This window comes from Kitasatospora arboriphila (genome assembly GCF_039528095.1).
Lineage (GTDB): Bacteria > Actinomycetota > Actinomycetes > Streptomycetales > Streptomycetaceae > Kitasatospora > Kitasatospora arboriphila.
The window spans coordinates 1-17,064 of record NZ_BAAALD010000131.1; the positions used below are offsets into that span (position 1 = coordinate 1).

At 74.6% G+C, this 17,064-nt stretch carries 17 protein-coding genes and 1 pseudogene; 10 read left to right on the forward strand and 8 right to left on the reverse strand.

Translation table 11 applies throughout. The features are described 5' to 3' along the window. Together ABD353_RS36270 and ABD353_RS36275 are read left to right on the forward strand one after the other, a co-directional pair. The coding region (locus ABD353_RS36270; RefSeq protein ID WP_344627978.1) for an LmeA family phospholipid-binding protein at positions 1 to 562 on the forward strand (562 nt) is incomplete at its 5' end. Positions 563 to 759: 197 nt separating this feature from the next. Beyond that, positions 760 to 2,388, forward strand: a complete 1,629-nt coding sequence (locus tag ABD353_RS36275) for an alpha-amylase family glycosyl hydrolase (protein WP_344627979.1) — start codon at positions 760 to 762, stop codon at positions 2,386 to 2,388. 34 nt (positions 2,389 to 2,422) lie between these two features. Here ABD353_RS36275 and ABD353_RS36280 read toward each other — a convergent pair whose 3' ends face one another. Together ABD353_RS36280 and ABD353_RS36285 are read right to left on the reverse strand one after the other, a co-directional pair. Beyond that, positions 2,423 to 3,019, reverse strand: a complete 597-nt coding sequence (locus ABD353_RS36280) for a hypothetical protein (RefSeq protein WP_344627980.1) — start codon at positions 3,017 to 3,019, stop codon at positions 2,423 to 2,425. Between the two features lie 68 nt (positions 3,020 to 3,087). Beyond that, on the reverse strand, positions 3,088 to 3,453 hold the full coding sequence (locus ABD353_RS36285) for a ferrous iron transport protein A (protein ID WP_344627981.1): 366 nt from the start codon (positions 3,451 to 3,453) through the stop codon (positions 3,088 to 3,090). Positions 3,454 to 3,571: 118 nt separating this feature from the next. On the opposite strand from ABD353_RS36285, the gene ABD353_RS36290 reads away from it, so the two are divergent. After that, complete coding sequence (locus tag ABD353_RS36290; protein WP_344627982.1) at positions 3,572 to 4,255, forward strand: ankyrin repeat domain-containing protein; 684 nt, start codon at positions 3,572 to 3,574, stop codon at positions 4,253 to 4,255. Here the strand turns inward: ABD353_RS36290 and ABD353_RS36295 are convergent. The 3 genes from ABD353_RS36295 to ABD353_RS36305 all read right to left on the reverse strand — a co-directional run bounded on the left by ABD353_RS36295 (position 4,243) and on the right by ABD353_RS36305 (position 7,684). Next, complete coding sequence (locus ABD353_RS36295; protein WP_344627983.1) at positions 4,243 to 5,355, reverse strand: ABC transporter substrate-binding protein; 1,113 nt, start codon at positions 5,353 to 5,355, stop codon at positions 4,243 to 4,245. The genes ABD353_RS36290 and ABD353_RS36295 overlap by 13 nt on opposite strands. Before the next feature lie 100 nt (positions 5,356 to 5,455). After that, a complete protein-coding gene (locus tag ABD353_RS36300) occupies positions 5,456 to 6,895 on the reverse strand; it encodes an APC family permease (RefSeq protein WP_344627984.1) in 1,440 nt (479 codons plus the stop codon). 447 nt (positions 6,896 to 7,342) lie between these two features. After that, positions 7,343 to 7,684 carry a hypothetical protein gene (locus ABD353_RS36305; protein WP_344627985.1) on the reverse strand — a complete coding sequence of 114 codons (342 nt, stop codon included), beginning with the start codon at positions 7,682 to 7,684 and terminating at the stop codon, positions 7,343 to 7,345. 121 nt (positions 7,685 to 7,805) lie between these two features. Here ABD353_RS36305 and ABD353_RS36310 point away from each other — a divergent pair, with 121 nt between their 5' ends. Both ABD353_RS36310 and ABD353_RS36315 read left to right on the forward strand, forming a co-directional pair. Beyond that, entirely contained in the window at positions 7,806 to 8,501 is a 696-nt protein-coding gene (locus ABD353_RS36310) for a TetR/AcrR family transcriptional regulator (RefSeq protein ID WP_344627986.1), read from the forward strand. Between the two features lie 56 nt (positions 8,502 to 8,557). Continuing rightward, positions 8,558 to 9,706, forward strand: coding sequence for an FAD-dependent oxidoreductase (locus tag ABD353_RS36315; RefSeq protein WP_344627987.1), 1,149 nt, complete (start codon positions 8,558 to 8,560; stop codon positions 9,704 to 9,706). Between the two features lie 107 nt (positions 9,707 to 9,813). On the opposite strand, the gene ABD353_RS36320 is transcribed toward ABD353_RS36315, so the two are convergent. Further along, positions 9,814 to 9,990 (reverse strand): LysM peptidoglycan-binding domain-containing protein, encoded by a 177-nt coding sequence (locus ABD353_RS36320; protein WP_344627988.1) that lies wholly within the window; start codon positions 9,988 to 9,990, stop codon positions 9,814 to 9,816. Between the two features lie 99 nt (positions 9,991 to 10,089). Beyond that, positions 10,090 to 10,281, reverse strand: a pseudogene (locus tag ABD353_RS40640) (transglycosylase family protein); the annotation flags it as partial. 100 nt (positions 10,282 to 10,381) lie between these two features. Here ABD353_RS40640 and ABD353_RS36325 point away from each other — a divergent pair. The 4 genes from ABD353_RS36325 (at position 10,382) to ABD353_RS36340 (ending at position 13,834) form a co-directional block, all read left to right on the forward strand. Next, a complete protein-coding gene (locus tag ABD353_RS36325) occupies positions 10,382 to 11,860 on the forward strand; it encodes an MFS transporter (protein ID WP_344627989.1) in 1,479 nt (492 codons plus the stop codon). Beyond that, positions 11,857 to 12,423 carry a TetR/AcrR family transcriptional regulator gene (locus ABD353_RS36330; RefSeq protein WP_344627990.1) on the forward strand — a complete coding sequence of 189 codons (567 nt, stop codon included), beginning with the start codon at positions 11,857 to 11,859 and terminating at the stop codon, positions 12,421 to 12,423. Before ABD353_RS36325 ends, ABD353_RS36330 begins: the two co-directional genes overlap by 4 nt. 117 nt (positions 12,424 to 12,540) lie before the next feature. Then, positions 12,541 to 12,927, forward strand: a complete 387-nt coding sequence (locus ABD353_RS36335) for an STAS domain-containing protein (RefSeq protein WP_344627991.1) — start codon at positions 12,541 to 12,543, stop codon at positions 12,925 to 12,927. A 58-nt stretch (positions 12,928 to 12,985) separates the two neighbouring features. Continuing rightward, the gene (locus ABD353_RS36340; RefSeq protein WP_344627992.1) at positions 12,986 to 13,834 is read left to right on the forward strand and encodes a class II glutamine amidotransferase; all 849 of its coding nucleotides are present in this window, start codon (positions 12,986 to 12,988) and stop codon (positions 13,832 to 13,834) included. Positions 13,835 to 13,870: 36 nt separating this feature from the next. Here ABD353_RS36340 and ABD353_RS36345 read toward each other — a convergent pair whose 3' ends face one another. After that, positions 13,871 to 15,892: an oxidoreductase gene (locus tag ABD353_RS36345; RefSeq protein WP_344627993.1), complete on the reverse strand. Its 2,022-nt coding sequence runs from the start codon at positions 15,890 to 15,892 to the stop codon at positions 13,871 to 13,873. A 197-nt stretch (positions 15,893 to 16,089) separates the two neighbouring features. Here ABD353_RS36345 and ABD353_RS36350 point away from each other — a divergent pair, with 197 nt between their 5' ends. Continuing rightward, the gene (locus tag ABD353_RS36350; RefSeq protein WP_344627994.1) at positions 16,090 to 16,950 is read left to right on the forward strand and encodes a 3-hydroxybutyryl-CoA dehydrogenase; all 861 of its coding nucleotides are present in this window, start codon (positions 16,090 to 16,092) and stop codon (positions 16,948 to 16,950) included. Positions 16,951 to 17,064: the final 114 nt, after the last annotated feature.

Sequence of the window (17,064 nt, forward strand, 5' to 3'; positions counted from 1 at the left end):
CGCCCTCCGCGTCGCCGACCGGCCGCAGGCCGTCGTCGGCACGCCGGAGGTGACCGTCGAGGGCTTCCCGTTCCTGCTGGAGGCGGCCCGCGGCGCCTTCCCGGCCGTCACCGTCCGGGCCGACGCGCACACCGCCGCCGGACTGCCGGTGGCCGCCCGGGTCGACCTGCGGGACGTCTCGGACCGGTCCGGCCACTACACGGCGGCCGGCGCCGAGGCACGGTTCACCGTCCCGTTCGACGCACTGGCCACCGCACTCGGCCCGGACTCCACCGTCACCGCCGACCACGGCTGGCTGCACCTCGCCCGCAGCGTCCTCGGCCTGCCGCTGGAGGTCACCGCCGACGTCCGGCTCACCGGACACACCGTGACCGTCGTCCCGGCGACCGCGACCCTGGCCGGCCGACCGCTCGACCCGGCCGACACCCGCTTCGCCGCGGTCTTCCAGCAGCGCGACCGCACCCTGCCGGAGCTGCCGATCGGCCTGGCCGCGAGCAGCGTCTCGGTGGACGGCGACGGGCTCACCGTCCACGCGAGGGCCGACCGCACCACCCTCACCTGACATCCTCGTTCGACACGCGACCCGCCGTCCTCGGCCCGTCCGGCCCGTCCGGCCCGGCCCACCCGGCGGCGGGTCGCGTGTCCGATTCGGCACCGGCGACCCGACCCGGCCGCGTCCACGACGGGCCCGGGGGGTAGGGGCCTGGCAGCATGCCCTGAAGGCCCCTGTTCGCCGTCGCCGAAGGAGAACCGCCTCCGATGACCCAGCCGACACCGCCGCACCGGCCCGTCCCCGCCCCGCCCGGCCGCCGCACCCCGGCCTGGCTCGCCGACGCCGTGATCTACCAGATCTATCCGCAGACCTTCGCCGACTCCGACGGCGACGGCATCGGGGACTTCCCCGGTGTGCTGAGCCGCCTCGACCACCTGGAACGGCTCGGCGTCGACGTGGTCTGGTTCAGCCCCTGCTTCACCTCGCCCTTCGGGGACGCCGGCTACGACGTCGCCGACTACCTCACCGTCGCCCCGCGCTACGGCACCAACGACGACCTCGTCCGGCTCGTCGCCGAGGCCCGCCGGCGCGGCATCCGCATCATGCTCGACCTGGTGGCCGGTCACACCTCCCACCGGCACCCCTGGTTCACCGCCTCCGCCGCAGACCCCGACGACGACCGCTACATCTGGTCCGACCGGATCGGCGCCCCCGTCTCGCACTGGATCCCCGCCCCCGGCGCCCGCGACGGCTACTACCTCGCCAACTTCTATCCCGTGCAGCCCGCCCTCAACTTCGGCTACGCCCGCCCCCACCCCGACGAACCCTGGCGGCTGGGCGTCGACGCCCCCGGCCCGCAGGCCAACCGGGCCGCGCTGCGCGAGATCATGGCGTACTGGTTCGACCGCGGCATCGCCGGCTTCCGCGTCGACATGGCCTTCTCCCTGGTCAAGGACGACCCCGGGCTCGCCGAGACCGGCAAGCTCTGGACCGAGATGCGCGAGTGGATCGACACCACCTACCCCGACTGCGCCCTCGTCGCCGAATGGGGAGACCCCGCGGTCTCCGTCCCGGCCGGCTTCCACGCCGACTTCTTCCTGCACTTCGTCGGCGACGCGCTCCGCTCCCTCTGGGGCAACGCCCAGGGCAGCCACCGCGCCGACTGGGGCACCGCCCCCTGCTACTTCGCCCCCGAGGGCGGCGGCAGCATGGAGCCCTTCCTCGCCGCCTGGCAGTCCGCGTCCGCCGCCGTCGCCGGTTCCGGCCACGTCGCCCTGCCGACCGCCAACCACGACTTCTCCCGGCTCGCCTGCGGCACCCGCACCCGCGACATGACCGCCCCCGCCTTCGCCTTCCAACTCACCTGGCCCACCCTGCCGACCATCTACTACGGCGACGAGATCGGTATGCGGTACGTGCCCGGCACCCCCGACAAGGAGGGCGCCCAACTCGACGACGGCCAGGTCCGCCAGGGCTCCCGCACCCCCATGCAGTGGGACGACGGCCCCAACGCCGGCTTCTCCACCGCCCCCGCCGACCGCCTCTACCTGCCGATCGACCCGGCCGAGGACCGCCCCACCGTGGCCGCCGCCCTCGCCGACCCGGACTCGCTGCTCCACCGCGTCCGGCGGCTGGTCGCGCTGCGCCGCGCACACCCCGCCCTGGGCGCCGGCGCCGGAGTCGAAGTCCTGCACAGCGGCTACCCGTTCGTCTACCTCCGCGGCGGCACCCACCTGGTGGTCGTCAACCCGCGCCGCGATCCCGCCGAAGCCTCCCTCGCCCCCGGCGTCGCCCCGTCCGGCGCCCGCCCCCTGGAGGTCGACCGGGTCACCGTCGAGGGCTCCCGCATCCGCGCCGAGGGCTTCTCCTACGGCGTCTTCGACCTGCGCACCTGACGCCCGCGGAGGTCCCGCCGGATGCCGTCAGCCGTCAGCCGTAGAAGCCGTGGAACGGCACCAGTGAGAGCAGCGCCCCGGCGAGGGCCGCCAGCAGGCCGAGCCGGATGCCGCCCGCTTCGCGGGTGCGGGCGGGGGCGCTGCGGCGGGTCTCCACCGGTGCGGTGTCGATCTTGGCGAGGGCGATCCGGCCGGCGAACTCCGCGCCGGACCGCCGGCGCACCCGCACGTCCCACGGCCGCTCCGGATCGTGGTCCACGACCACCGTCCGGCCGGCCCGGTAGTCCTCCAGGTCCATCAGGTTCACCACGGCCGTGGCGTGCGCCCGGTACGCGGAACGGCCCGTCGGTGCCACCGTCAGATCCAGCTGCAGCGGGATCTCCGGGCCCTCGCCGACCGCCCGGGACGACTCGATCCGGGCCATCGCGGCCTCCGTCCGCACCGGGCCCGCCACGGCCTCCTGCCGCCGCCGGCGGCCCGCGAGCAGCAGCGCGAATCCGAGCATCGCCGTCCACGGCGCCAGGTTCGCGCTGATCACGATCAGCGGAACGCTGGTGTCCGCGATGCCCGCGGCCACCGCCCCCAGTTCACCGCCGAACAACACGCACAACGCCAGCCCGACCCAGTACACCGCGGCTCCCCCCGGTCGTCCGGCGTGCATCGTACCGGCCGCCGGCCGCACCGGGCCGTGACCGCCCGTCAGCCCTCCGCCGGCTCGGGATCGGGGCGCAGGTGGTGCTCCCAGATCAGGGCCTTGCGGTACGGGCCGTCCCCGTCGACGTCGTACTCGGGCTCGTCGAAGGCGATCCAGTACGCCAGGTCGCCGGGGCGGGCGCGGCGGTGCTCGATCGGCTGCGGCGCGGCGAAGCCGTCGATCGTCCCGCGGAACTCCCGCTGCCACGGCCCCTCGAACGCCTCGTCGCCGACGACGGTGACGCGGCGGCCCGCGGCCCAGGCCCCGTCCGGCCAGTCGTGGGGGAGCGGACGGCCGAGGACGGTCCGCAGTGCTTCGCGGTCCGCGGCGGCGGCCTCGGCTACAGAAGGAGCAGAAGGATCAGTGGTCATCGGCCGATCCTCACCGCTCACCGCCTGAGGTTCCACAGGTTTTGCGGCCCGCCGGGGCGGGGGCTGCGCGCCCGGAATCGGCTCGGATCCGGTGGACCGCGTGTTCTAGGCTCCCGGGATGGGAAACGACCTTCTCCGCCTCACGGTGCTGGGCTCCGCGCCCCCGTATCCGGCCGCGGACAACCCGTGTTCCGGCTACCTGGTGTCCTGCGGGGGCGGGCAGGTGTGGGTGGACGCGGGCAGCGGGACGCTCGGCCCGTTGCAACGCCACGCCCGGCTGGACGAGTTGGACGCGATCTGGATCTCGCACCTGCACGCCGATCACTGTGCGGACCTGCTCACCGCCCACTACGGCGCCCTGTACGCGGACGTCCGCCTGGCCGCGCCGATCCCGTTGGAGGAGGCCGTACGCCGGGGCCGCGCCGCCGAGGTGGCCCGGCTGGTGGCGGCCGGGGCCGACCCGGAGCAGCCGATCGGCGAGTACCGCGAGACGACCCCGCTCTGCCTGGCGGCCGCGTCCGGGCACACCGCCGTCGTCCGGGTGCTGCTGGCGGCCGGCGTCCACCCCGATGCCCGGAACGGGCTCGGCCACCTGCCCCTCGTCCTGGCCGCGACGGCGGGCCGGGCCGGCCACCCGGCCGCCCTCGACCTGCTGCTGGACGCCGGGGCCGACATCGAGGCCCGGACGAGGGGCCGGACGGCACTGGAGTGGGCCGACGGCTTCGGTCTGACGGAGACGGCCCGCCGTCTGCGCGGCCGCGGTGCCCGTCCCGCCGGGGCCGGGAGCCCTCAGCCGGAGTGAAGGACGCGGAAGCGGTCGGGGGCCGCAGGATCCCGGTCGACGACCTGGACCGGCGGCCAGGCCCACTGCCGTACGCCGATGCCCGGCACCCGGGAGAACCGGATCGTTCCGCGGGTGCCCTCGACCGCGACGTGCGGCCAGGCCCCGGAGACGCCGGTCCGTTCGGTGCCGCGGGTGCGCAGCACCTCGGTCAGGACGGCGATCGTGTCGTAGCCCTCGAAGGCGACGAAGGAGGGGGCCTCGCCCAGCCGTTCGCGGAGGGCCGCCCCGACCCGGGTGCCGAGCGGGCCGAGCCGTTCGGGCAGGTAGCGCAGGAACGGGATCCCGGCGCCGTCCTCGCCCAGCAGCGCCGCCCATGCGGGGAACTCCGGCTGCCCGGCGGGAGCGCCGACGAGGACCCCGGCGAGGCGCGGGTCGCGGCGGACGGCCCGGACGATCGGCACCGCCGGCTCCGGGTACCCGACCAGCAGCAGGAGGGCGGTCGTCCGCCGGTCGGCGAGCTCCTCGCACAGGTCGGCGGGGGAGAGCGCCCGCATGTCGCACTCGGCGACGGTCGCCCCGCGCGCGGCGAGACGGTCCCGCAGGATGCCCGTCCCGGTCGCCCAGTAGACGCTCGGCTCGGCCGCGACGGCGATGCTGCGGTGGCCCGCGCCGAGGAGGAAGTCCGCGTAGGTCCGCCAGCCGTGGGACTGGGCCGGGGCGAGGCGGGCGACCACCTCGGTCGGCCGATCGGTGAGCGCGTCGAGGACGGCCGACGAGCAGAGGAACGGCAGGCCGAGCGCGTCGGCCCTGGCCGCGGCGGCGCGGGCGACGACGCTGTGGTACTCGCCCACGAGGGCGGCCACGCCCAGGCGGTCCAGTTCGTCCACGGCCGCCGTGGCCCGCTGCGGGTCGGCCGCGGTGTCCCGGACGAGCAGTTCGAGCGGCCTTCCGGCGATCCCGCCGGAGCCGTTGGCCTCGCGGGCGGCCAGGTCGAGTCCGGCGAGCAGGTGCCGGCCCGCCTCGACCCAGCCGGGCCGGGTCAGCGGGACGAGGGCACCGATCCGGACGGGCGGCGCGCCGGTCCGCTCCGCTTCGGGCGGCGATGCTGGGGTACTCATGCGTGGCGTCTCCCGGGTGACGGTCCGTCGTCCGGGCAGGCGGGCCGCCGCCGCCCGGGTCGGGCCGCGGCGGGCGGGCAGTGGGGGAGCCGGCCGGTCGTCAGGCGGCCGAGGACGCGCCCGCGGCCTCGGCCGGGAGGTCCGTCCCGGCGAGCCGCAGCCGGCGGTCCCGGAGCCTGGCGAGCGGCGGGTAGAGCAGGACCGAGCCGCCGACGACGACCACGCCGTAGGTCACCGCCTGGGTGCCGCTCTCCAGGTACTGCTGCCAGGCGGCCCACACCGAGATGCCGAGCAGGCAGACCACGATGCCGGCGATGCCGAACGCCCCGCCGGGGATGCGGTACGGGCGCTCGAGTCCGGGTTCGCGGATGCGCAGGGCGATCAGCGCGGCGACCTCCAGCAGGATGCCGATGTTGGTGAGGAAGACGTCGAAGATCACCAGGTTGGCGAAGCTGCTCAGGCAGAACAGTGCGTAGACGGCGGCGGAGCCGACGATGGAGACGACGGGGGCCCGGTGGCGCTTGCTCTCCTTGGCCACCCACTGCGGGAAGTAGCCGTCCTGGGCGAGGACCAGCGGCAGTCGGGAGTTGGAGGCCAACAGGGCGGAGAACATCGCGACGGCGGCGAACATGCCGCCCACGGTCACCGCCAACTGCAGCCAGGGGCCGGCGAGTTCGCGGGCCACCGCGGAGAACGACCCGGCCTCCCAGCTCTTCCAGCCGGCGTCCCCGTCGGTGCCGGTGGCGAGGGCGGCGATCGACGGCAGCAGGTAGCCGACCATGATGAGCAGCACCGAGACCGCCAGCGCCTTGGGCAGGTGCTTGCGCGGATTCTCCATCTCCCCGGCGACGTTGGACACGCTGTCCCAGCCGGAGTAGTTCCACATCACGATGAACAGGCCGGCGCCGAAGGCCGTCCAGGCGGACCGGTCGGTGGTGGCGGTGACGGCGGCCACCGGGTCGGTGCCGTCGCCGAACAGGCGGGCCGCGCCGACGACGGTGAGGATCAGCATGGGTGTCAGGCAGATGGCGGCGAAGGCCACCGAGGACTCGCCGACCCAGCCGGCCCCGAGCAGGTTGAGCAGGGTGAAGGCGGTGATCACCGCGAGGCAGATGAACCAGTTCAGGTCGAACTGGAAGTGGCCGAGCCGGAAGAGCACGTGCTTGCCCGGGGCGACGAAGCCCGCGACGCTCTGCAGGTAGCTGGTGAAGAGCACCGGGTACAGCGCCATGTCGACAAAGCTGCAGATCCACTGCAGCAGGCCCTGTTGGAAGCCCCAGAACCTGCCGAGGCCGCGCTTGACCCAGTGGTAGTAGCCGCCCTCGACCGGTATCGCGGTGCCGAGTTCGGCGCAGACCAGGGCGTGCGGCACGCTGTAGATCAGCGGGGTCACCACGATCAGCAGCAGGGCGATGCCCGGTCCCGAGGTGGAGAACAGCTCCTCGATGCCGTACGCGCCGCCCGAGACGCTGAAGAAGATCAGTGCGACCAGCGGCAGCAGGCGCACCCGCCTGGGCTTGCTCAGGGACAGGGCGGTCATCGTCACCTCGGTGGGGGTCGGCCGGCGGAGTCACGGTGCCCGGGTCGCCTGGGCGCACGCCCCAGCCGGCCGTCGACGCGTGTCGCCGGCACGGTGGCCCCCCGGAGCGTCGGCCGGACCTGGCGGCCCGCCGACGTCCCTAGAGTCTCGGGCCACGGCCCGACCAGGGCAATCGCCCACCCTGGCAGGGAGAGCAGCCGACCTTTGACACACTGCTGACACTCCGTCGGCGCCCGCACGGGCGCCCGGGCCGTGCCGTCGGTCGCCGACGAGCGCCTGAACCTCCCGCATCGGCGCGTCGAGGTCGTACCGGCCTGCCGGTCCGTCACCCCGGCGCCCCCCGGGGCCGTCCCCGAGGCCGTACCCGACCCTGTCGCGGCGGCCGGTTCGGGGCCGGCCGGTTCGGGGCCGGCCGGTTCGGGGCCGGCCGGTTCGGGGTCGGGCGGTTCAGGGCCGGCTGGTTCGGCGGCCGGCGAGCACTGCCGCGGCGGCGACCGCCGCGACGGCGCCGGCGGCCATCACCCCGCGGGAGGAGCGCCAGGAGAGCACCGACCAGCAGGAGCGTGCGGAGAGCAGCGAGCCGGTGCTCAGCCAGGAGCCGACCGAGACCAGCGAGAGGGCCGAGCCGATGGAACCGGCGGACAGCGCGCTGCCGACCGAGCCGACCGAGAGCACCGAGCCGACGGACCCGATGGAGAGGGCCGAGCCGGTCGAGGCGATCGACAGCACGGAGTCCTTGGACCAGAGCGAGAGCAGCGAGTCCGCCCGGGCGGGCGTGCGAGCGACCATGGCCCGATCGTAGTCCGGGGGCGCCGCCGGGGCGGTGGAACGCGGCGGCCCGTCGCCGGGCCAGGACGAACATGTTCGTCACGAGCTTGTTTGTTACGAACATGTTCGTTACGGTGGAGGCATGACCGCACACCCCGACGCCCCGCGCAGCCGCCGCGAACGACCCGCCAAGCCCGCGCTGAGCCGCTCCGGGATCGTCGCCACGGCCGTGGAGCTGATGCGATCCGAGGGCCTCCAGCGGGTCACCATGCGCCGCCTGGCGCAGGAGCTCGACACCGGCCCCGCCTCGCTGTACGTCTACGTCCGCAACACCGCCGAGCTGCACGCCGCCGTCCTCGACGACCTGCTCGGCTCCGTCGACCTCACCCCCGTCACCACGCCCGGGGACTGGCAGGACCGCCTGGTCGCGGTCCTCACCTCGTACACCGACCTGCTCTTCGCGCACCCCGGCCTCGCCCAGTCGGCGCTGGTGGCCCGCCCCTCCGGCGAGCGCTACCTCGACCTGGTGGAGGCGGTGCTCGCCCTGCTCGCCGAGGGCGGTGTCCCCGGCGACCGGGCGTCCTGGGCGCTGGACCTGCTGCTGCAGTTCGCCACCGCCACCGCCGCCGAACACGCCCCGCGGGCCGGCGCCGCGAGCGGGGACGGCACCCGCGCCGAGGACTGGGACGCACTCGCCGCCGCCGTGCGCGGCGCCACCGCGGACACCCGCCCGCAGCTCGCCGCCCTCGGCGCCGACCTGCTCGCCGGCCCCGGCGAGGCGCGGCTCGCCTGGGGCTTCCGCGTCCTGCTCAACGGCGTGCTGCACACCCCGCGCTGAACCGCCGCGCCCGCCCCGTCGCCGCCTCCGCCCGCACCCCTGTCAGGAGTTCCGCCATGACCACCACCACCCACCACCCGATCACCGTCGTCGGCGCCGGACTCGGCGGCCTGACCCTCGCCCGGGTGCTGCACGTCCACGGCATCGACGCGATCGTCCTCGACCTGGACGCCTCGCCGACCGCCCGCCACCAGGGCGGCATGCTCGACCTGCACGAGGACTCGGCCCAGGTCGCGCTGCGCGCCGCCGGCCTGTACGAGGAGTTCCTCGCGATCGTCCACCCCGGCGGCCAGGCGATGCGCATCGTCGACCGGCACGGCAGCGTCCTGATGGCCGACGACGAGGGCGACGAGGGCGGCCGGCCCGAGGTCAACCGCAACGAGCTGCGCCGCATCCTGCTCGACTCGCTGCCCGCCGGCACCGTCCGCTGGGGCGCCAAGGTGACCGGCGCCCGGCCGCTCGGCGACGGGCGGCACGAAGTCCGGCTCGCCGACGGCGGCGTCCTCACCACCGACCTGCTGGTCGGCGCGGACGGCGCGTGGTCGCGGATCCGGCCACTGGTCTCGGCGGCCGTCCCCGCCTACACCGGCATCTCCTTCGTCGAGACGGACCTGCCCGCGACCTCCGCCGCCCACGCCGCGACGCTCGGCCTCACCGGGCGCGGCATGATGTTCGCGCTCGGCGAGGACCGCGGCCTGCTCACCCACCTCGAGAACGACGGCACCGTACACGGCTACGCCGCCCTGCGGGTCCCCGAGGACTGGGCGGGCGGCATCGACTTCACCGACGCCGGTGCCGCCCGCGCCGGGGTCCTCGCACACTTCGACGGCTGGGACGAGCGGCTCCGGGCACTGATCGCCGACGCCGAGGGAGCCCTCGTGCCACGGCCGATCCACGCCCTGCCGATCGGGCACCGCTGGCCGCGGACCCCCGGCGTCACCCTGCTCGGTGACGCCGCCCACCTGATGTCGCCCTTCGCCGGCGAGGGCGCCAACCTCGCCATGCTGGACGGTGCGGAGCTCGCCGCCGCGATCGTCGCCCACCCGGGCGACACCGAGGCCGCGCTCGCCGCCTACGAGCGCGAGCTCTTCCCACGGAGCGAGGCGGCCGCCGCGGAGTCCGCCGACAACCTCGACCTCTGCTTCGCCGCCGACGCCCCGCGCGGCCTGTTCGAGCGGATGACCGCCTACCAGGCCTCGGCCTGACGTCCGACGGATCCCCAGGATCCCCCGGGGGCCTGTGCAGGGACGGCCTGTGTGGGGAACGGGCTTGCGGCGACGGCCTGTGCAGGGACGACCTGTGCAGGCACGGCCTACGCGGGGAGCCGGAGGACCTGGCCGGGGACGACGAGGTCCGGGTCGCCGCCGATGAGGTCGCGGTTCAGCTCGTGCAGGGCCTGCCAGCCGCCGGAGACCCCCTGGGCCTCGGCGATGCCGGCCAGGTCCTCGCCCTCCTGGACCGTCCACTGCGGCTCCGGTTCGGCCTGCACGGCCTCCGGTCCGGCGGCCGGCGCAGCCGCGGCCGGTGCGGGCGCCTCCGCCTCCGGTGCAACGGCCGGTGCTGCCCCGCGGCTGCCGCAGACCGGCCACGGCCGCAGCCCCCGGCGCGCCGCCAGCCGTTCGGCGACGGCGATCTGCTGCTCGCGGGTGGCCAGGTCGGCGCACGGTGCGAACGCCGTCCCGTCGTTGGCCTGCCAGGCGGTCCGGTCGAACTGCAGGCCGCCGAAGTAGCCGTTGCCGGTCGCGAGGTGCCAGCGGCCGCCGCTCTCGCAGGCCGCGATCCGGCCCCACCCGTACCCCGCTCACCCGCCCGGGTGCACAGACGTTTACCCTGGGGTGAACACGTGTACACCAGTCCCCGGCTGTCGATCAGGGAGCACCATGACCGAGACCGGGCCACCCGGCACCGAGCCATCCGCACCTCCGTACCTCGTCGGCATCCTCGCCTTCTGCGGCGTGGTCGTCGCCGTCATGCAGACGCTGGTGGTGCCGCTGCTCCCGCACGTCCCGCAGCTGACCGGCAGCACCCCGACCGCCGCGAGCTGGCTGGTCACCGTCACCCTCCTCACCGGCGCGGTCTGCACCCCGCTGCTCGGCCGGATCGGCGACATGTACGGCAAGCGCCGCGTCCTGCTCGCCTCGCTCGGCGTGCTCGTGCTCGGTTCGGCGCTGTGCGCGGTGAGCTCCCACATCGGCGTCCTCATCGCGGGCCGCGCCCTGCAGGGCGCGGCGCTGGCCGTGGTGCCGCTGGGCATCAGCATCATGCGCGACGAACTGCCGCCCGCCCGGGTGCTCCCGTCCGTCGCACTGATGAGCTCCACGCTCGGCATCGGCGCCGCCGTCGGCCTGCCGGCCGCCGCACTGGTCGTCGAGCACGCGGACTGGCACACCATGTTCTGGGTGTCCGCCGGTCTGGGCCTGCTGGACATGGCCCTGGTGCTGTGGCGGGTCCCCGAGTCCCCGGTGCGCACCGCCGGCCGCTTCGACGTGCTGGGCGCGCTCGGCCTCTCCGCCGTGCTGGTGGCGCTGCTGCTGGCGGTCACCCAGGGCACCCAGTGGGGCTGGACCTCCGGCCGTACCCTCGGCCTGGTCACCGTGGCCGTCGTGCTGGCCCCGCTCTGGCTGCGCCACGAACTGCGTCACCCCAGCCCGATGGTGGACGTGCGGGTCTCGGCCCGCCCCGCGGTGCTGCTCGCCAACGTCGCCGCCCTGCTGATCGGCTTCGCCTTCTACGCGAACTCGCTGGTCACCGCACAGATGGTGCAGGAGCCGAAGAGCACCGGGTACGGACTGGGCGCGTCCATCGTGGTCAGCGGCCTGTGCCTGCTGCCCGGCGGCCTCACGATGGTGGCGCTCTCGCCGGTCTCGGCGCGGATCTCCGCCGCCTTCGGACCGAAGGTGACCCTGGCGGTGGCGGCGGGCGTGATGGCGGTCGGCTACGTCGTCCGGTTCTTCACCAGCCACCAGCTGTGGATGATCATCGCCGGGGCGACGGTCGTCTCCGCCGGCACCGCCATCGCCTACAGCGCGCTGCCCGCCCTGGTGATCCGGGCGGTGCCGGCCTCCGAGACGGGAGCGGCGAACGGCCTCAACACCCTGATGCGCTCGCTCGGCCAGGCCGTCTGCAGCGCCGTGGTCGCCGCCGTCCTCGCCAACCTGACCTTCCGGGTCGGCGGACGCACCGCCCCGACCCTCCACGCCTACCTGGTCGTCTTCCTGGTCGCCGCCGCGGCCGCCGTGCTGGCGCTGCTGGTCACGCTCGCCCTGCCCGGCCGGCAGCGCCCGGCGGCCATCGGTGCGGCGGACGGGCCGGCCGCCGCAGGCCGGGAGTCCGCGGCGGTCGGGGAGGGCCGGGCATGACCGACCACACCACCGACCCCATCACCGGTGGCGGACGGCAGGCGATCCTGCGCGCCGCCCGCAGGGCCTTCGCCCTCCAGCCGTACGCGCAGGTCACGCTGCGCGGCATCGCCGCCGAGGCCGAGGTCAGCGCCTCGCTGATCGTCAAACTCTTCGGCAGCAAGGAGGAGCTCTTCGCACAGACCGCGGACTTCTCCGCGGACCTCGACGAACTGCTCGACGCCCCGCTGGAGCGGCTGGGCCGCCACATGGTGCTCACGCTGGTCCGCGTCCGGCGGGAGCGCCACACCGACCCGCTGCTGCGGGTCGTCCTCTCGCTCGGCATGGCCGACGAGCGGACGGTGATCAGGGTCCGGTTCCGGGACCAGGCGACCCGCCGCCTCACGGACCGGCTGGACGGCCCGGACGCCGAGTTGCGCGCCGAGCTGATCCTCGGACAGCTGCTCGGCCTGGGTGCCACGCTGAGCATCCACCGGGACGGCGGCGCCGGTGAGCAGACCGCTCCCGAGCGGCTCGCCGACCTCTGCGCCCCGGCGCTGCAGCGGCTGATCGACGGCCCCTGACAGCTCCCGCTCCGCACGACGGCCCGCACGACGGCCGCGGCCGACGGTTGCCGCACGGCCCGGTCCGCCGGCGCGGCCTACCGTGGAGTGTGGCGGGGGCGAAGGGAGCGTTCCGAGATGGTCCGGACACCGTCCCACCTCACGGTCGTCGTGCTGGCCCAGGCGGGCGGCCCGCTGGTGCGCGTCGCGGGCACGATCGACCGCGAGACCGCGCCGCGGCTGGCCGACGCGCTGCGGCAGCCGTGGGCCTCGCGCAGTGCGCCGCCGGCCGTCCGGGTCGACCTCGCGGCGGTCGCGTTCTGCGACTCCAGCGGCCTCAACGTGCTGCTGGACGCCGATCGGCAGGCCCGCGACCGGGGCAGCACCCTGCAGCTGGAGAACGTGCCGGACCAGCTGCGCCGGCTGCTGGCGGTGACCGGCACCGACGAGGTCCTCACCCTGCATTCCGGTCCGCCGTCCGGGGGGTCCGTCCGTCCGGCCCCGCCTACCGTGGAAGGCGGGTGACGGGTCCGCGGCCGGTCCGCCCGGCCGCCCGGTGCGCCCGCGAGGGGACGGTGAGGACATGTGCAGATGGCTGGCCTACTCCGGGTCGCCGATCGCGCTGGCGGAGCTGCTCTACAAGCCCCGGCACTCCCTGATCGACCAGAGCCGCCACGCCCGGATGGGCGTCGAGACCACCAACGGCGACGGCTGCGGCGTCGGCTGGTACCCGGACATCGGCGGCGGCACCGACGGTGCCGAGCCCGCGATCTTCCACGCCACCGGACCGGCCTGGAGCGACCGCAACCTGCTCGAACTCTCCCGCTGCGTCCGCTCGCCGCTCTTCCTGGCGCACATCCGGGCCTCCACCGGCACGGCCGTGCAGCAGAGCAACTGCCACCCCTTCCGGTACGGCCGCTGGCTGTGGATGCACAACGGTGCGATCAGCGGTTTCCCGGAGCTCAAGCGCGACCTGGCGCTCACCGTGGACCCGACGCTGTACCCGTTCATCGAGGGGTCCACCGACTCGGAGCTGATGTTCTACGTGGCGCTGACCTTCGGGCTGCAGGACGACGCTCCGCGCGCCGTCGAGCGGATGATCGGCACGATCGAGGCGGTCGCGCAGCGCCACGGCGTCCCCGACCCGCTGCAGATGACGGTCGCGGTCTCCGACGGCCACCGGCTGTGGGCCTTCCGCTACTCCACCGAGCGCCACTCCCGCTCGCTCTTCTTCAGCACCGACGTCCGCACCCTGCGCACCCTCCACCCGGAGATCGAGGCGCTGCAGGAGGTGGCGGACGGGACGCGGGTCGTGGTCTCCGAGCCGCTCGGCGACCTGGAGGGCGCCTGGCACGAGGTGCCCGAGTCCTCCTACGGCGTCGTCGAGGACGGGCACGGCGAGCTGCACACGTTCAGCCCGCTCGCGCCCTGACCCCGTTCCCGGCCCTGTCCGCGTCCCCGTCGTCCGTCAGAGCGCCGCGGCGAGGCGGGTGCCCTGGTCGATGGCGCGCTTGGCGTCGAGCTCGGCCGCGACGTCGGCCCCGCCGATCAGGTGCGCCTCGATGCCGAGCGCGCGCAGCTCCTCGTGCAGGTCGCGGCGCGGCTCCTGACCGGTGCACAGCACCACGGTGTCGACCGGCAGCAGCTGCGGCTCGCCGTCGAGTTCGAAGTGCAGGCCCCGGTCGTCGATCAGCTTGTAGGTGGCGCCGGCGACGGTGGTGACACCGCGGTGCTTGAGCTCGGTGCGGTGGATCCAGCCGGTGGTCTTGCCGAGGCCGGCGCCGACCTTGCCGGTCTTGCGCTGCAGCAGGTGGACGCGGCGCGGGGAGGCGCTGCGCACCGGCTCGGCGAGGCCGCCCGGAGTGGTGTGGTCGGTGTCCACGCCCCACTGGGCGAAGAAGACGTCGGCGTTGTGGGCGGCCTGCTCGCCCGGGTCGGTGAGGAACTCGGCGACGTCGAAGCCGATGCCGCCGGCGCCGAGGATCGCGACCCGCTCGCCGACCGGCGCCCCGTCGCGGAGCACGTCCAGGTAGCCGACGACGCTCGGGTGGTCGACGCCCTCGATGTCCGGGACGCGCGGGGTGACGCCGGTGGCGAGGACGACCTCGTCGTAGCCCTCGGCGGCCAGCGCCCCGGCGGTCGCCGTGGTGCCCAGGCGCAGCTCGACCCCGCGGGCGTCCAGCTGGTGGCGGTAGTAGCGGACGGTCTCGTCGAACTCCTGCTTGCCGGGAACCTTGCGGGCGACGTTGAGCTGCCCGCCGACGGTGTCGGCCGCGTCGTAGAGGGTGACGGCGTGGCCGCGTTCGGCGGCGGAGACCGCGAAGGCGAGGCCGGCCGGGCCGGCGCCGACCACGCCGATCCGCTTGCGCAGCTTGGTGGGGGAGAGGACGAGCTCGGTCTCGTGGCAGGCCCGCGGGTTGACCAGGCAGGAGGTGATCTTGAGGCTGAAGGTGTGGTCCAGGCAGGCCTGGTTGCAGCCGATGCAGGTGTTGACGGCCTCGGGGGTGCCGACGGCGGCCTTGGCGACGAAGTCGGGGTCGGCGAGCAGCGGCCGGGCCATCGAGACCAGGTCGGCGTGGCCGTCGGCGAGGATCTGCTCGGCCAGCTCGGGGGTGTTGATCCGGTTGCTGGTGACCAGCGGGATGCCGACCGAGCCCATCACCTTGCGGGTCACCCAGGTGAAGGCGCCGCGCGGCACCGAGGTGGCGATGGTGGGGATGCGGGCCTCGTGCCAGCCGATGCCGGTGTTGATGATGGTCGCGCCGGCCGCCTCGACCGCCTTGGCGAGCTGCACCACCTCGGCGAGGGTCGAGCCGCCGGGGACGAGGTCGAGCATGGAGAGCCGGTAGACCAGGATGAAGTCCTCGCCGACCCGCTCGCGGACCCGGCGGACGATCTCGACCGGGAAGCGCATCCGGTTCTCGTAGGAGCCGCCCCAGCGGTCGGTGCGGTGGTTGGTGGGGGCGGCGATGAACTCGTTGATCAGGTAGCCCTCGGAGCCCATGATCTCGACGCCGTCGTACCCGGCCGCGCGGGCGAGCTCGGCGCAGCGGGCGAAGTCCTCGATCGTCTGCTCGACCTGCTCGTCGGTGAGCTCGTTCGGGGTGAAGGGGCTGATCGGCGCCTTGAGCGGGCTGGGCGCGACCAGGTCCTGGTGGTAGGCGTACCGGCCGAAGTGCAGGATCTGCATGGCGATCCGGCCGCCGGCGGCGTGCACCGCGTCGGTGACCACCCGGTGCCGGGCGGCCTCCTCCTCGGTGGCCAGCATGGCGCCGCCCTCCCACGGGCGGCCGGCCTCGTTGGGGGCGATGCCGCCGGTGACGATCAGGCCGACGCCGCCGCGGGCGCGCTCCGCGTAGAAGGCGGCCATCCGCTCGAAGCCGTCGGGCGCCTCCTCCAGGCCGACGTGCATCGAGCCCATGACCACCCGGTTGGGCAGCGTGGTGAAGCCCAGGTCGAGCGGGCTCAGCAGGCGGGGGTAGGCGGTCATCCGGGGCCTCCAGGGCGGGGTCGTCGTGCGCCCTTTGTAGACCGCCGGGGGCCACTTGTGCAACTGGGTGCAAAACGTGAGCGCTTTGGCACTGAGTACCTTTACGTGACGGCACCAAGTGCCATACGGTCGCGGGACCGAGCCACCCGCCGGATGCCACCCGGGCAACGGCGCGGCACGATCTCGAGAGGAACGGCATGGGAACAAGTCGGATCGGCGTCGTCGGCTGCGGCCTCATGGGGGCGGGAATCGCGGAGGTCTGCGCCCGCGCGGGCCTCGACGTGCTGATCGCCGAGCACAGCCCCGAGGCCGCCGACCGCGGCCGGCAGCGGATCGCCGCATCGATGCAGCGCGCGGTCACCCGCGGCCGGCTCGACGGAACGGACGCCGAAACCGCCCTCGCGCGGCTCACCTTCACCACCCGCATCGAGGAATTCGCCGACCGGCAGCTGGTCGTCGAGGCCGTGGCCGAGGACGAAGCCCTCAAGACCGAACTCTTCGCCGTACTGGACCGCGTCGTGGAGGCACCGGACGCCGTCCTCGCCTCCAACACCTCCTCCATCCCGATCATGAAGCTCGGCACCGCCACCCGCCGCCCCGAGCGGGTGATCGGCATCCACTTCTTCAACCCCGTACCGGTGCTCCGGCTCGTCGAACTCGTCCCCTCCCTGCTCACCTCGGACGACACGCTCCGGCAGGCCGAACACTTCGCCACCGACCTGCTCGGCAAGACCGTCGTCCGGGCCCGCGACCGCGCCGGCTTCGTGGTGAACGCCCTGCTGATCCCCTACCTGCTGTCGGCCGTCCGGATGATGGAGTCCGGCCTCGCCTCGGCCGACGACATCGACAGCGGCATGGTGCTCGGCTGCGCCCACCCGATGGGCCCGCTGCGCCTGGCCGACCTGGTCGGCCCCGTCCCCGTCCAGGCCGCCGCCGAGGCGATGTACGAGGAGTTCAAGGAGCCCCTGTACAGCCCGCCGCCACTGCTGCTGCGCATGGTCGACGCCGGCCTGCTCGGCGAGAAGAGCGGCCGCGGCTTCTACGACCACACCGCATGACCCGGCACCGTCCCGTCCCCGTACCCCCGAAACGAAGTGGAGTGGCCCGCATGCCCGAGGCCGTCATCGTCAGCGCCGCCCGTTCGCCGATCGGCCGGGCCTTCAAGGGCTCGC

Excerpts from the sequence above, each read along its gene's own strand:
- ABD353_RS36275 (WP_344627979.1), top strand. The coding sequence starts at position 760 with ATGACCCAGCCGACACCGCCGCACCGGCCCGTCCCCGCCCCGCCCGGC.
- ABD353_RS36285 (WP_344627981.1), bottom strand. The coding sequence starts at position 3,453 with ATGACCACTGATCCTTCTGCTCCTTCTGTAGCCGAGGCCGCCGCCGCG.
- ABD353_RS36290 (WP_344627982.1), top strand. The coding sequence starts at position 3,572 with ATGGGAAACGACCTTCTCCGCCTCACGGTGCTGGGCTCCGCGCCCCCG.
- ABD353_RS36295 (WP_344627983.1), bottom strand. The coding sequence starts at position 5,355 with ATGAGTACCCCAGCATCGCCGCCCGAAGCGGAGCGGACCGGCGCGCCG.
- ABD353_RS36300 (WP_344627984.1), bottom strand. The coding sequence starts at position 6,895 with ATGACCGCCCTGTCCCTGAGCAAGCCCAGGCGGGTGCGCCTGCTGCCG.
- ABD353_RS36305 (WP_344627985.1), bottom strand. The coding sequence starts at position 7,684 with ATGGTCGCTCGCACGCCCGCCCGGGCGGACTCGCTGCTCTCGCTCTGG.
- ABD353_RS36310 (WP_344627986.1), top strand. The coding sequence starts at position 7,806 with ATGACCGCACACCCCGACGCCCCGCGCAGCCGCCGCGAACGACCCGCC.
- ABD353_RS36315 (WP_344627987.1), top strand. The coding sequence starts at position 8,558 with ATGACCACCACCACCCACCACCCGATCACCGTCGTCGGCGCCGGACTC.
- ABD353_RS36325 (WP_344627989.1), top strand. The coding sequence starts at position 10,382 with ATGACCGAGACCGGGCCACCCGGCACCGAGCCATCCGCACCTCCGTAC.
- ABD353_RS36330 (WP_344627990.1), top strand. The coding sequence starts at position 11,857 with ATGACCGACCACACCACCGACCCCATCACCGGTGGCGGACGGCAGGCG.
- ABD353_RS36335 (WP_344627991.1), top strand. The coding sequence starts at position 12,541 with ATGGTCCGGACACCGTCCCACCTCACGGTCGTCGTGCTGGCCCAGGCG.
- ABD353_RS36340 (WP_344627992.1), top strand. The coding sequence starts at position 12,986 with ATGTGCAGATGGCTGGCCTACTCCGGGTCGCCGATCGCGCTGGCGGAG.
- ABD353_RS36345 (WP_344627993.1), bottom strand. The coding sequence starts at position 15,892 with ATGACCGCCTACCCCCGCCTGCTGAGCCCGCTCGACCTGGGCTTCACC.
- ABD353_RS36350 (WP_344627994.1), top strand. The coding sequence starts at position 16,090 with ATGGGAACAAGTCGGATCGGCGTCGTCGGCTGCGGCCTCATGGGGGCG.